Source organism: Bifidobacterium sp. W8112 (genome assembly GCF_016101425.1).
GTDB classification, from domain to species: domain Bacteria; phylum Actinomycetota; class Actinomycetes; order Actinomycetales; family Bifidobacteriaceae; genus Bombiscardovia; species Bombiscardovia apousia.
Window position 1 is genome coordinate 73,996 of sequence record NZ_JACFQN010000001.1, and the last position, 14,097, is coordinate 88,092.

Annotated in this window: 12 protein-coding genes and 1 tRNA gene; 5 read left to right on the forward strand and 8 right to left on the reverse strand. The window is 61.9% G+C overall.

What is annotated here, in order from left to right; translation table 11 throughout:
- The first annotated feature begins 86 nt into the window (after positions 1–86).
- The gene (locus tag H3T92_RS00290; protein ID WP_144085619.1) at positions 87–2,096 is read left to right on the forward strand and encodes an AMP-dependent synthetase/ligase; all 2,010 of its coding nucleotides are present in this window, start codon (positions 87–89) and stop codon (positions 2,094–2,096) included.
- A gap of 6 nt (positions 2,097–2,102) precedes the next feature.
- Here the strand turns inward: H3T92_RS00290 and era are convergent, their stop codons facing one another.
- The 6 genes from era to H3T92_RS00320 form a co-directional block, all read right to left on the reverse strand.
- Positions 2,103–3,056: a GTPase Era gene (era, locus tag H3T92_RS00295; RefSeq protein ID WP_144085620.1), complete on the reverse strand. Its 954-nt coding sequence runs from the start codon at positions 3,054–3,056 to the stop codon at positions 2,103–2,105.
- Positions 3,053–4,465, reverse strand: coding sequence for a hemolysin family protein (locus H3T92_RS00300; protein WP_144085621.1), 1,413 nt, complete (start codon positions 4,463–4,465; stop codon positions 3,053–3,055). The genes era and H3T92_RS00300 overlap by 4 nt, the downstream gene beginning before the upstream one ends.
- Positions 4,458–5,012, reverse strand: coding sequence for an rRNA maturation RNase YbeY (gene ybeY, locus H3T92_RS00305; protein WP_144085622.1), 555 nt, complete (start codon positions 5,010–5,012; stop codon positions 4,458–4,460). Before ybeY ends, H3T92_RS00300 begins: the two co-directional genes overlap by 8 nt.
- Entirely contained in the window at positions 5,009–6,208 is a 1,200-nt protein-coding gene (locus H3T92_RS00310) for a PhoH family protein (RefSeq protein WP_144085623.1), read from the reverse strand. The genes ybeY and H3T92_RS00310 overlap by 4 nt, the downstream gene beginning before the upstream one ends.
- Before the next feature lie 40 nt (positions 6,209–6,248).
- On the reverse strand, positions 6,249–6,596 hold the full coding sequence (locus tag H3T92_RS00315) for a histidine triad nucleotide-binding protein (protein WP_144085624.1): 348 nt from the start codon (positions 6,594–6,596) through the stop codon (positions 6,249–6,251).
- Positions 6,597–6,685: 89 nt separating this feature from the next.
- A complete protein-coding gene (locus H3T92_RS00320) occupies positions 6,686–7,486 on the reverse strand; it encodes a 16S rRNA (uracil(1498)-N(3))-methyltransferase (RefSeq protein ID WP_144085625.1) in 801 nt (266 codons plus the stop codon).
- Positions 7,487–7,604: 118 nt separating this feature from the next.
- On the opposite strand from H3T92_RS00320, the gene H3T92_RS00325 reads away from it, so the two are divergent.
- A tRNA-Leu gene (locus tag H3T92_RS00325) sits at positions 7,605–7,693 on the forward strand.
- Here the strand turns inward: H3T92_RS00325 and H3T92_RS00330 are convergent.
- Positions 7,675–8,547, reverse strand: coding sequence for a MerR family transcriptional regulator (locus tag H3T92_RS00330; RefSeq protein ID WP_144085626.1), 873 nt, complete (start codon positions 8,545–8,547; stop codon positions 7,675–7,677). The genes H3T92_RS00325 and H3T92_RS00330 overlap by 19 nt on opposite strands.
- A gap of 267 nt (positions 8,548–8,814) precedes the next feature.
- On the opposite strand from H3T92_RS00330, the gene H3T92_RS00335 reads away from it, so the two are divergent.
- The 3 genes from H3T92_RS00335 (at position 8,815) to H3T92_RS00345 (ending at position 12,602) form a co-directional block, all read left to right on the forward strand.
- Entirely contained in the window at positions 8,815–10,338 is a 1,524-nt protein-coding gene (locus tag H3T92_RS00335; RefSeq protein WP_144085627.1) for a carboxylesterase/lipase family protein, read from the forward strand.
- Between the two features lie 36 nt (positions 10,339–10,374).
- Positions 10,375–11,631, forward strand: a complete 1,257-nt coding sequence (locus H3T92_RS00340) for an MFS transporter (RefSeq protein ID WP_144085628.1) — start codon at positions 10,375–10,377, stop codon at positions 11,629–11,631.
- 68 nt (positions 11,632–11,699) lie between these two features.
- Entirely contained in the window at positions 11,700–12,602 is a 903-nt protein-coding gene (locus H3T92_RS00345; RefSeq protein ID WP_232345816.1) for a TrmH family RNA methyltransferase, read from the forward strand.
- A gap of 113 nt (positions 12,603–12,715) precedes the next feature.
- On the opposite strand, the gene H3T92_RS00350 is transcribed toward H3T92_RS00345, so the two are convergent.
- Entirely contained in the window at positions 12,716–14,032 is a 1,317-nt protein-coding gene (locus H3T92_RS00350) for a uracil-xanthine permease family protein (RefSeq protein WP_101432432.1), read from the reverse strand.
- Positions 14,033–14,097 lie beyond the last annotated feature (65 nt).

Here is a 14,097-nt window from a genome sequence, read left to right on the forward strand (position 1 = left end):
CAACGTGCCTACTTTAGCACCCAGCCCGCCCTTCTCCAAGTAGGCGACTATTCTGGACATATCCCGCGATTATTGAAGGAGACAACGTGTCGTTACTAGCATCGGTCAAATCTTTTGTGGCACACCAGGTGGGTCATGGGGAGGGACCGACTGGCGAGGAGGCCGCGGATCCATCAGGTGCCGCCCAAGAAGCCCTCGCCCTGCCCAACACGCATTTCTGGTCAGCTGACTACGCCACCACCACGCGCATGGATCCGGCCTCGGGACTGCTTTCGGCCACCACCGCCGGCATGGGTCCGGTGCCAGACGATATGACCGTCTACGACATCTACGCCGATCGGGCTCGCCGCACCCCCGACCAGCCGGTCCTGCACTTCGTGGAGAACGGCAGCTGGACCTACCGGACCGGCCGGGAGATCCTGCATGACATCAGGACCACCGCCAAGGGCTTCCTGCACTACGGGCTGAAAAAGGGCGATGCCGTGGCCTTCATGTGCCGGACCAGCTACGAGTGGGACATCGTGGATGCCGCCGTCCTGTCCATCGGAGGTGTCATCGCCACCATCTACGACACCGATTCAGCCGAGCAGATCCGATTCATCGTCAACAACTCCGATGCCAGGCTGCTGGTGGTACAGACCGCTGAGATGCGGGCCAAGGCCGAGGGGGCCGACAAGGAGTGCCCCACCCTGGAGCGGATCGCCTGCCTGGAATCCGGGGCCCTGCAGGAGCTGCAGGCCTATGGGGAGTCGGTCAGCGACGCCGAGCTCGACGAACGGATCAACTCCATCCGCAAGACCGACCTCTGCTCCATCGTCTATACCTCCGGTTCCACTGCGGCGCCCAAGGGTGTGGAGATGACCCATGAGCACTACTGCCAGCTGGCCAGGAACCTGAACGCCTTCATCCCCAATCTGACCCACGACCCGGATGGATCCATCCTGCTCTTCCTGCCCCAGGCCCACACCTTCGCCCGGGCCATCAGCTACGGGGTGGTCTACGGGACCATGCACGTGTACATCTCCTCCGGACTGGCCACCCTGCTGTCCGACCTGCAGGAGTCCAAGCCCACGGTCATCATCGGCGTGCCCAGGGTCTTCGAGAAGGTCTACAACGCAGCATCCCAGAAGGCCGGACACGGCATCAAGGGCAGAATCTTCAATGGAGCAGCCCGGGCGGCACGCACCTACATGGAGGACATCTCCCGCAAGGGCTGGCCGACCAGGCGCAGCGCCCTGCGGCGAGCTCTCTATGACCCGCTGGTCTATTCTTCGCTGCGCCAGGTCCTGGGCGGGCGGGCCAAGTGGATCGTCTCTGGCGGCGCTCCCCTGGACCCGGAGCTGCTGGGGTTCTTCCGGGGTGCCAATGTGCCGGTCTACGAGGGCTATGGCCTGACCGAGACCACCGCACCCTGCGCCTTCAACCCCCTGGGCACCCCCTACCATCGGGGCTCAGTGGGCATCCCCTTCCCAGGATTCACCATCCGCATCGCCTCAGACGACGAGGTGCAGATCAAGGGCGTCTGCGTATTCCACCGCTACCACAAGAACGAGGAGGCCACTCGAGCATCCTTCACTGAGGACGGCTGGTACGCCACAGGCGACCTGGGGCGGCTCTCCCGTGACGGGTTCCTCTTCCTGACCGGACGCAAGAAGGACCTGATCATCACGGCCGGCGGCAAGAACGTCTCCCCCAGGCCCATCGAGGAGGTTATCGAGCGTTCCGAGATCGTCTCCCAGGCCCTGGTTCTGGGCGACAAGCGGCCCTTCATCTCGGCCCTGGTCACCCTGAACGAGTCCGCTCTGCGGCCCTGGCTGGCCTCCAAGGGACTGGACCGTAACATGTCCCTGCAGGAGGCGGCCCAGAACGCCGTGGTCCGGGCCGAGGTCCAGGAGTATGTGGACCGGGCCAACGAGGGCGTCTCCCGTGCCGAATCGGTGCGCAAGTTCATCATCCTGCCCGAGGAGTTCACCCAGGACAACGGGCTGATGACACCTTCCATGAAGGTGATCCGGCCCAAGGTTATCGAGCGCTACGCCGACCTGCTGAACACCCGGATGTACACGGCCAAGCGCACCCCGGCACCCCGCCGCTGAGCAGGATCAGAACCCCAGGCGCTCCAGCTGCTTGGGGTCGGTCTGCCAGTTGCGGGCCACCTTGACATGCAGATCCAGCCGGACCTTGCGGCCCATGGTCCGGTTGACTGCGGTGCGCAGCTTCTTTTTCACCCGCACCAGATGCTCGGCCCCCCGTCCAATGACGATGGGCTTCTGGGAGTCGCGCTCTACATAAATCCCTATATGGATGGTGTCACGCCCGCCCTGTGGATCCGGATCGATGGACTCCACGCGAACGGCCAGGGAGTGGGGCAACTCGTCGTTGAGCTCCTCCAGGTAGGCTCCGCGGACCAGCTCGGCGATCATGTCTTCGGGACGTTCCTCGGTCAGCTGGTCGTCAGGGTAGAGCTGAGGGCCCTCGGGCATGGCATCCATCAACACCTGGGCCACCTCGTCCACGTTGTCAGCTTCCAAGGCGCTGACCGGAACAATCTGGGAGAAGTCGGCAAAGGCACCTATCTCCAGGAGCTTGTCCACCAATTGACCCTTGCTCAGCTGGTCAATCTTGGTCACCACGGCGATCAAAGGCTTTCGCCAGGTCCACTGGCCATCCTTGTCCTTGTGGGCGAAATCGGAGCGCAACCGGCTGAGAATGCGGCGATCGCCGGGGCCAATGGCCTGGTCGGCAGGCAGCAGGAATGCAATGGCATCGACATCCGATAGAGAGGCTTCCACCACGTCGTTGAGTCGCTGGCCCAGCAGGGTGCGCGGACGGTGGATGCCCGGGGTGTCCACCAGAACCACCTGGGCCTCGGGACGGGTCATGATCCCCCGGATGGCCTTGCGGGTGGTCTCCGGCCGGGAGGAGGCGATGGCGATGGGCCTGCCCACCAAGGCGTTCATCAGGGTGGACTTGCCCACATTGGGTCGGCCCACTACTGCCACGAACCCCGATCGGTGGGCCGGCGCCTTGGCATCGCTCTGTTCTTCCTTGGTCATGAATTCTCCTGACTGTCCTGCTCGGGTTGATCCCCGTCGGTCTGTTCGTCTTCCTGCTGCGCACCGTCCTCCAGGGCGATGCTGGATCCGTTGGCCGGCTCGACCACGATGGTCGCGATCTTCTTGCGGCGGCCGACTGCTTCGCCAGCGGTCAATCTTATGCCCCGGGTCACCGCCGATGAGCCTGAGACCGGCACGGAGCCCAGCAGCTTGGTCAGCAGGCCATAGACCGTGTCCACATCGTCCTCGTCGATGGTGATCTCGTAGAGCTCCTCCAGGTCGGTGATGGGCGTGCGGACCGGCAGTTGCCAGGTGTGCGGGCCGATCTGTTTGGGCTCATCGTGCTGGACCCGGTCGTGCTCGTCCTCCAGCTCGCCCACGATCTGCTCAATGGCATCCTCTATGGTGACCAGACCGGCGATGCCCCCGTACTCGTCCACGACCACGGCCAGGTGGTGGCGGGAGCGCTGCATGTAGTGGAAGAGGTCGTCCACCGGCTTGGATTCAGGTACCAGAACCGGCCGGCGAATGATGGAGGCGACTGATCTGTCGCCCTTGCGGCTGAAGGCCAGGGCGCGGACCACATCCTTCAAGTAGACGATGCCGACCAGGTCATCCACATCGTCGCCAATGGCGGGAATGCGTGAGAATCCCGACCGGGAGAAGAGCTTCAGGGCCGAATCCAGGCTGGCATCCTTGGAGATGCAGATCATGTCGGTGCGGGGAACCATGATCTCGCGCGTCAGCGTGGTCGACAGGGTCAACACGTTCTTCAGCATCTCGGAGATCTCGGGATCGAAGGCACCGGCCTCCACCAGTTGGTCGACCATGGCTCGACCCTGCTCGATCTGGATCTTCTCCAGCTCCTCGTCGTCGGAAAGGTCACCGCGATGGTTTTTGCGGGCACTGGCCTGGGCCTGCCGTCGGCGCTTGAAAGGCGTCAGAAGAACAGCCAGCCCGACCAGGCGAACGTGCTTGAGCAGTGCTTCCATGGGCTGGCGGGAGCGGCCATGAGGACCCAGGGTGACGGAGACGGCGGCCACCAGGATGGCCATGACCACACCGCACAGCAGTTGCTCCCAGAGGGGCAGGCCGCCAAGGGCAGCCATGCAGGCCACCAGGACGCCGACCAGGATGTCGCAGATGATGCGGACGTAGGCACAGGCACTGCCCGTCACCTGCCGCTGGGAGATCAGACTCTGGGCCCGATGAATGCGATCGATCCGCTTCATCCTGGAGAACTGGCTGAGCTCCTGGTCGGTCTGCAGGCCCAGGATCAGATTGTTGAGACTGGATCGGGTCACCCGGTTGAGCGCCCCCTGGGCCTCGGCCAGCGCCAGGGAGAGCACGACCAAGGCAATGGCGACCAGGATCATGACCACCAAGAGGGCAATGGTCCGCTCACTCATGGGATCTGCCTCTCCGGTGGGCATCACGGCCGTACCGTTCATAGATCTCCAGAGCGTTGGTGGCCCCGGCCGGCAGCCCGGCATCCGCAATGGGCCCCTGTCGCAGGGCCAGGAAGGTCAGCAGCAGCTGGCGTTGCAGACCGAACATCTGCTCCTCCTGCTCCCTGCTGGTGTGGTCGTAACCCAGCAGATGCAGGGTGCCGTGGATGGCCAGCAGCAGCATCTCCTCCATGGTGGAATGACCGGCTGCCAGGGCCTGCTGTGCCGCCACCCAGGGGCAGATGACGATGTCGCCCAGGATGCCCTCCTGCCGATGGTTCTCGTCCCCGGGGCGCAGCTCGTCCATGGGGAAGCTCATGACATCGGTAGGACCGGCCAGATTCATCCAGCGCTCGTGCAGCACCGCCATGGGCTCCGGGTCGTTGAAGATGATGGTCATGTCGGACTGGGTGCTCACCCGCATCTGGTCCAGCACCCATACTCCCAGGTCGGAGAAGGTCTTGGCGTCGATCAGCCACTGGGTCTCGTTGGTCACTTCTACGCTCATGCCTGCTCCCGTCTCCGTCTGCGGGCTTGATCGGCGCGGTCGTAGGCCCGGACAATCCGCCCGACCAGCTGATTGCGCACCACATCGGCCGCCTGCAGGTGTACGAAGGCAATATCGTCGATGCCGTGCAGCACCTGTTCGATGGTGGCCAGACCGGACGCAGGCCCGCCCAGATCCACCTGGGTGACGTCGCCGGTGATGACCATCTTGGTGTTGAAGCCCAGACGGGTCAGGAACATCTTCATCTGCCTGCGGGTGGTGTTCTGCGCCTCATCCAGGATGACGAAGGCATCGTTCAGGGTGCGTCCGCGCATGTAGGCCAGCGGGGCCACCTCAATGGTCTCATCGGCCAGAAGGCGGTGGAGCCGCGAGGTGCCCAGCATGTCGGCCAGGGCATCGTAAAGGGGCCGCAGGTATGGGTCCACCTTCTCATTGAGGGTGCCAGGCAGAAAGCCCAAGCTCTCCCCCGCCTCCACGGCAGGCCTGGTCAGAATGATGCGCCCGATGCGTCCGGCCCGGAATTCCTGAACCGCCTTGGCGACCGCTAGATAGGTCTTGCCGGTGCCTGCCGGTCCGATGCCGAAGGTGATGGTATGCGTTTCAATGGCGGCCACGTAGGCGGACTGGCCAGCGGTCTTGGGCCTGATCGGGCCCTTGGAGGCCTGGGTCAAGGGGCGGCGACGAAGAGCAGCAGGAGCTGCCTGGCGGGGTTGGTCAATGCCTTCCAGGGCGTTATCTCCCTCCGAGTCTGCAACAGCTGTCTCATGATAATTGCGGTCTGCAGGAGCATTATCCACAAAAGTATCGCTTGTCGTATTGCGATCCTGAGATTCGTGGCTTACATAGGTTTGGTCTGCCGTATTGATGCCTATAATTTTCTGGTCTTCTGGACGGGAGTAATCGGTTGCGTCGGCGGTCCCCAAGCGTCGGTGGTCCAGTATTCGTCCCACCTGATCGGCATCCAGGGGAACTTGATCGGCGGTCTGCATGAGTTCGGACAGCAGGTCACGGATCTGGGCCGCCTGCACGTCGCCCTGCCGATCCCGGGCCCTCAGCATGATCCGGTTGCCCCGAACCAGGATGGAGACCGCCGGGAAGGCGCGCTCGATCCTTTCGATGACTGCATCCTCCGGCCCCAGCACCTGAACCGGGTCGATCCCCTCCGGAATCTCCAGGGTTCGCGTAGTTACCGCCACGGATTCCCTTCCTGCACGACGACGATGGTGAACACGGGCCTCACTCAGGCAACACCTGTCCGGTCAGGACGTGGGCGTGGACATGGAAGACCGATTGGCCGGCATCCTCCCCCGTGTTGAAGATCAGTCGGTAGGCTCCGTGGAAATCCTGGTCGGCGATCTGCTGCGCCACCTGGACGATGTGGGCCAGGGTGTCTGGGTCGGCCTTGGCCAATTCGGCCACCGACGCGTAGTGGCGGCGCGGGACGATCAGGACATGGACGGCGGCCTTGGGATTGGCATCCTTGAAAGCGTAGACGGTCTCATCCTCATAGACCTTTTCGCTGGGAACCTCCCCTGCCACGATTCTGCAGAAAATGCAGTCCTCCTGCCGATCGTCATCGCTCATGACCACTCCTTATTCTTTGCCGACATTGCTGTTTTTGATCTTTTCGCTGTTTTCCATCTTATTGTCGAGGTTGTATATTGTGCGCGACTTCATGCGCTGGGCTCAGGGACTTCCGACTGCCAACGACCCAGCATGTCCGACAGCAGGGTCAAGGCCACTGGTCCGGCCAGGGCAGCCCGGAGGATGTTGCCCCCCAACCGAACCGCTAAGGCCCCCTCCCTCATCATGGTCTGGACCTCCTGATCGGCAATCCCGCCCTCTGGGCCCACAACCACGGCGATCGACGAGTTCTCTGGCAGCTTGTCTACGCGTTTGCGGACCGCATCCCATTCGAGGTCGGCATCCTGGTGCAGTATCAGGACCATGCTTCCCTGGTCGGTCGCCTTCCGGCACCAGGAGGCCAGGCCATGGCTGTCCATCTTATTGAGCAGTCGAGGACGGTAGGCCCTCCGGCTCTGCTCGGTCGCGGCATCCAAGGCGGACTGCCAGTGCCGGTCGTTGCGGCCCGGCCTCCATTTGGCTATAGACCGGTCAGCCTGCCAGGGCATGACCTGATCGACTCCGATCTGGGTGGCCATGTCGATGGCCTGCTCGTCCCTGCCGCCCTTGGCCAAGGCCTGGACCAGAATCAATTCATTCTCGGGAGGTGCCTGCCGCCCTACTGCGGTGACCTCCACCAGGCCGGTCGAAGCATCCCTGACCAGGGCGCTGATGCGTAGGCCACCCCCGTCAGAGAGATCCAGCTGGTCCCCGTTCTTCAGCCTCATGGAGCCCAGGGCATGACGACGGATGTGCTCGGGCAGGGTCAGGCGCCAGCCAGTGTGGAGCTCATCGGTGGCCAGCGGGGAATCATCGTGGTCGGGATCCAGCAGGAAGAGGGGTGCAGTCATGGTGTTAGGCTACAGCCCGCCGCCGAAAAGCACTCCCCGTAACGACACGCTCCCACAATCGCCCAGTGCGCAATGCCGCCTGAGATGCTATGATTATCTCCGTTGCGATTACGCACCTGTCCGGGTGGCGGAATGGTAGACGCGCTAGCTTGAGGTGCTAGTGCCTATATATATACAGGCGTACGGGTTCAACTCCCGTTCCGGACACTCGATTCCACGTCGTTGGGGACTACGGGGATCTCCATCCTGCTCACATATTCATCGAAGTCATTGGACTCATATTCGCCGATGAGGCAGAACTCCAAGGGATCCCCGTCCACACGGTAGCCCATGGTCTTCAGATCTTCCAGCATCTTGCCATGGATCTGTCTGCAGCGGGCGAAACTGCCCACAAAGGTGCAAGAGGCATAGGTGCCGGCTGGCAGATCATAATCACCACTGAACCCCGGATCGGGGCAGTAGAGCAGGATGGCCTTGGGCGGGAACCAGCCCTTGACCGGGCGTGAAGCATCCACTTGATAGCAGGTCAGCGTATTGAGGATCTGCAACGTCTCATGGTGCAGTGCCGTGTAGTGGGCGAATGCAAAGGGGATCCGGTCATAGTCGATCATGTGATCAGACACCAAAGCGCAATGACGCAGGGGACGGTGGACGATGACGGTCCGTGCCGGGGATATGGAGGTCATGGCCTGCGCATACTTCTGCAGGCTGCTCAAGAGGCCTCGCTTGATGGAGGCCAAATATCGCATCTGGCTGTCCACGTGTTCCACTTCCTCGTCAATCAAGGACAGTGTGGCATCGAAGGTGCGATTGTCCAAGTAGTGTCCGATGCGGTCCAGACTGAAATCCAGCTTCCGAAGGGCCTGAATGACGTTGAGCCGAGCGAAGTCATCTGGTCCGTAGAGTCGATAGCCGTTGGCCGGATTGCGCCGTGGTACCACTAGCCCGATCTGCTCATAGTAATACAGGGTCTCAGTGGTGATGTCATACAAGCGCGCCGTCTGACGGATAGTGTAGCCCTCCTCCGCCAGGCTTGCTGTTTCGTCATCCTTGACCTCCATAAGTACCTCCTGCAAGGGTCTGGTCCGACCCTAAGGTTTTTCATGCCCCTCTCACCTTGACCTTTTATGGACGTAATCCATCATATCAGCCTGGAAACCTTGCTCTGCCAAGGTTTTGCCCCCTGTCTGCATCTTCAGATTCAAACGTCCGCAATGACAATTTGCTCGATTTGACCCTCGTCTCACACCAGGCCATAGGGTGAAATTCATCCAGGGTCGACGGGGACACAACCGCCGACCGGGCACTACCTCGCGGAAAGGATAATCATGCCAACCGTCACCACAGAATTTGGCACCTACCACGGCATCACCACTCCACAGGGGACCGTTGCCTACCTCGGCATCCCCTACGCCAAGCCTCCCGTCGGCGCACGACGCTGGAAGGCCCCTGAACATCTGGATCCTGAGCACCGGGACTACGACTGCACTCACTATGGTGACTCCGCCCTGCAGAAGTACGATCCCGTCATGTATGCCTCCCGCCGTCAGCAGAGCGAAAACTGCCTGAGCCTGAACGTCTGGGTTGGTCATGAGGGCGCCCAAAAGCTGCCCGTCATGGTCTTCATCCACGGCGGCGCGTATGTGGAGGGCGGTTCGTCCGACCCCATGTATGACGGAAGCAACTTCACCAAGCGCAACGATGTTGTCTATGTCACCATCAACTACCGGGTCAACCTCTTCGGGTACATGAACCTGGCGGGGCTGCCCGGAGGCGACGAATACCGGCAGTCAGGCTATCTAGGGCTCATGGACCAGGTGGCTGCCCTGCAGTGGGTCCAGGAGAACATCGCTGCCTTCGGCGGAGATCCTGACCGGGTCACCCTCTTTGGCGAATCCTGCGGTTCGGGCTCCACCATGCTGCTGACCGTCGCACCAGCCGCCAAGGGACTCTTCCAAAGGGCCATTGGCGAATCCGGCCCCATCCAGCTCTACAACACCCCGGAATCCACGGCTCCCTATGCCCAGGAATTCATGGAGATGATGGGCTGCAAGACTGCCCAGGAGCTGGCGGCCCTGCCCGTCGGCGACATCATGATGAAGTTCACCGGAGATTTCTTCGCCAAGCATATCCATGAGATCTCGTTGATCTTCGCTCCCACCACCGACGGCGACTACCTTCCGGCCAAGCCTCTCCAGGCATTCAAGGACGGTGCCGCCAAGGACGTGGAGATCATGCTGGGCTGCAACGCCGACGAGTTCGCTTACTGGAAGCTCTACTTCAAGGACTTCGCCAACGAAATGCCCGACTTCTGGCACCACCAGGCCATTTTCCACTTTGACGGCAAGCTGGACTCCGAGCGCTACGAGAAGCTTTGGGAGCAGGCTCACCCCGGAGAAGACCCCGCCGAGCGCTACCTGGAGTACACCAACCAGATCGGCTTCAGGGTTGGCACCAACCTCATGTGCGAGTACCAGTCCAAGTACAACACCGTCTACCAGTACCTGTTCACCTACGCCTCCAAGATCCCCGGCATGGGCTCCTGCCATGCCATTGAGCTGCCCTTCGTGCTGCATAACACCCAGCGGCCCGACCTGCCCGAGACCTTGACCGGCGAGGTGCCGCCCATGCACCTGTCTGATGAGATGAACGACGCCTGGTGCTCCTTCGCCACCACCGGCCGTCCTGTCAGCGGCGCCGGGGATGCCTGGGAGTCCTACAGCGTCGACCATCCAGACACCATGGTCATCGACGAGAACGGCTGGAACCTGCGCCGCGACGTCAACAAGGAGAACATCGACCTGCTTCGGCCGGCATTCGAGGAGTGCCTGCTGGACGGAGACCGTCACTAGGCCGCCTGTTCCACGTAAATCGTGGAGGGAGAGAACATGAATACTCGAAAATCATCCAATTACCGCTGGGTCATCGCGGCCGTGGTCTGCCTGATCGGCATTCTGTCCAACTACATGCAGTACCAGATATCCGCCCTTGCGGTCTACCTGATGCCCATGCTGCACATCGACCAGGCCGGATTCTCGACCCTGCTGCTCATGCCCATGCTGACCGCAGTATTCCTCAGCATCCCCATGGGCACCATCGGTGACCGTGTCGGCCCCAAGAAGGTAGTGCTGACCGGTCTGGCCATCGCCGTGGTCGGCGCCTACATCAGGACCTTCGGCCTCAACTTCCCCTTGCAGATGCTCTCGATGTTCCTGTTGGGGGCTGGCATCGCTGCCCTGAACGCCAACCTGGTCAAGATCTTCAGCGTCTGGTTCGGCGATCAGACGCAGATCGCCATGGGATTCTTCTACGGCTCGGCCGGCATCGGGGTCATCCTGGCCCAGATGGTTGCTCCCCGGTTCTCGGTGCGCAACTCCTATCTGAGCGCAGCCATCATCCTGACCGTGGCAAGCCTGCTCTGGGTCTTCCTGATTCGTGACGCACCTGAAGGAGTGCAGCTGCCGCCAGCCACCGATTCTCCGCTCAAGTACTTCAATGTCGCGGCAAGGAGCCGCAATGTCTGGCTGATCGCCCTCTGCTACGGCTGCTCCATGGCCGCGTCCACTGCCTTCGCTGGATTCATTCCCCAGACGCTGATCAACAACAACGGCTTCAACAAGACCTCAGCCGGTCTGGTTGCCTCTGCAGCTGCCTTGGGATCCATCGCAGGATCCATCATCGGACCCATGATCAGCTCTCGTCTGGGCAAGTGGAAGGGCTACCTTTTCGCCACCATTCTGGTGGGTACTGCACTCATGGTCTACTTCTGGGCAGTGGTGCTTATGCTGAAGAAGGCCCCGGTCGTGGGTCTGCTCTGCTGCATCATGTTTGTTTCGGGCGCCTTCGGTGCCATAAACGGCCCCATCGTCCAGGCTATGCCCTTCGCCCTGCCTGAGATTCGCGGCAAGTACGCGGGCAGCGCCGGCGGTCTGGTCAGCACTGTTGGCCTGCTCTGCGCCTTCCTGCTGCCCATCATCATCTCCTCGGTCAGCAAGGGCAACTACGTGCTCAACCTGGGACTGGAAAGCATGATCTTCCTGCTCTCCGATGTCTTCGTTCTGCTCCTGCCCGAGCTCGGCCCTCAAGGCGAGATCGCCAAGCGCATCGCTGCCTCCGACCGTCAGGCTGCAGAAGAGAAGAAGTGATAGCTCAGCAGAGTTGAAACTCCGACTGCCTGAGGCGGCGCGACCGGTTGTTTTCGGTTGCGCCGCCTATGCTGTTGTCAGAACGAGAAGGAGGAGCGGCAGGCGTGCTCAGGGTGAAAATCGACTCCATAGAGGATGACAGAATCGAGGCCTACACCAGGCTGACCGAGCCTCAGCTGCGCAATCGTCTGGAGCCCGCCAAGGGCTTGTTCATCGCCGAGTCCCCCAAGGTCATCGCCCGCGCCCTGGATGCCGGGGTGGAGCCCATCTCCTTCCTGGTGGAAGAGCCCTGGCTAGAGGGGATGCGCTCCATGTTCGACCAGGTGGACGCAGCCTTCGGACCCAACGTTCCCGTCTACGTAGCCAGCCCCGCACAGCTGAAGACCATCACCGGCTACCGGTTGCATCGGGGCGCACTGGCCGCCATGAGACGCTGGCCCCTGCCAACCGTGGAGCAGATCTGCCGCTCAGCAAGGCGGGTGGCCGTCATGGAGAATATTGTTGATCACACCAACATCGGCGCCCTGATGCGTTCGGCAGCAGCCCTCCAGGTGGATGCCGTCCTGGTCACCCCATCCTGCTCCGACCCTCTTTACCGCAGGGCCGCACGGGTCTCCATGGGCACGGTCTTTCAGGTTCCATGGACCAGGATTGGCGGCGACGACGTCCACGCCTGGCCCGACCAGGGCATGAAACAGCTGCATGATCTGGGCTTCACTACGGCGGCCATGGCCCTGAACCGGAATGCCATCAGCCTGGATGAGCTGACAAAGCGTCTAGAACCCGGGCCCGACCAGATCGATCGCCTGGCCCTGATATTCGGTACCGAAGGCGACGGGCTGAGCCACAGGACCATCGCCCGTGCGGATTTGACCGTGCGCATCCCCATGAGCCACGACGTGGACAGTCTGAATGTAGCTGCCTCAAGCGCCGTGGCCTTCTACGCAACCAGACCCGAACACGCTAGCTGATCCCAGCCAGCTGACTGAGTTAGCCAACCGACTGAGCCCTCTGCTGCGTAGCAAATCCCTGCCGCCCTGAGTCTTTTCACTGCCTGGCTCAATGCCGGGTGAACCTGACGCAATCAGCTCTCTCGGGAGACAGCCTGCGAATCCTCATGAATGTAGTCGTCGGGGTCAATGGTCCCCCGCCAGCGGCCGATGGCCTTGAGACCGTGGTACATGACCAGCGTGGCCACAGAGCCAATAGCGATGCCGTTGAAGCTGACCCCGGCCACCGCGAAGGTGAAGTCCGCGATGCCCACGATCATGACGACGGCGCCCACGGTCATGTTGACGGACTTGCCGAAGTCCACCTTGTTCTCCACCCAGATGCGGATGCCCAGCATGCCGATCATGCCGTAGAGCATGGTGGTGACCCCGCCCAGAACGCCGGTGGGGATGGTGTTGATGATGGCCCCGAACTTGGGGCAGAGGGAGAGCAGGAAGGCGAAGATGGCGGCGCACCAGTAGGCGGCCGTGGAGTAGACCTTGGTGGCGGCCATGACGCCGATGTTCTCCGCGTAGGTGGTGGTGCCCGAGCCTCCGCCCAGTCCGGCCAGCGTAGTGCCCAGGCCGTCGGCCATCAGGGCGGTGCCGATCTGGTCGTCATAATCGCGGCCGGTCATCAGGGCTACAGACTTGACGTGACCGATGTTCTCGGCCACCAGGACCAGCACCACAGGGATGAACATGGCCAGGACAGACGGGTCGGCCTGAGGGGTGTGGAAGTGTGGCAGACCGAACCAGGCGGCCTTTTCCACAGCTGCAAAGTCGACCTGGCCCTGGGTGACTGCGAAAATGTAGCCGACGATAACGCCCAAAAGGATGTTGAGTCGGCCGATCAGACCCTTGAAAAGCACGGCTATCAGCATGACGGCCACCAGGGTGACCAGGGCGGTCAGCGGGGCCGACTTGAAGTTCTTCCAGGCCGAGGGGGCCAAGTTGAAGCCGATGATGGCCACGATGGCACCGTTGACCACCGGGGGCATGATCAGATCAATCCATCGCGAACCGGCGAAGTGGACGATCAGGCCGATCAGGAAGAGCAAAGCACCGGTGACCATGATCCCGAAGGAGGCCACAGCCAGGCCCTTGTGGGCAGTGGTCACTGCCAGGACCGGGGCGATGAAGCCGAAGGAGCTGCCCAGATAGGAGGGCAGACGGTTGCGGTTGATCAGCAGGAAGAGGGCCGTGGACATGGCCGTGAAGAAGAGGGTGGTAGAGGGGTCGAATCCGGTCAGAATGGGAACCAGGAAGGTGGAGCCGAACATGGCGATAACGTGCTGGGCGCCGATGCCAGCCGTACGTGGCCATGTGAGTCGCTCATCGGGTTCCACAACCTCGCCCGGAGCCAATGTTTTCCCGTCGCCGTGCAGTTTCCAGCCCATGGACAATGCCATTTCACTGTGCTTTCTCTCGTGCGCCGTGCCGGTCACGGCGGACCGGAATCATCAGTATATTCGCA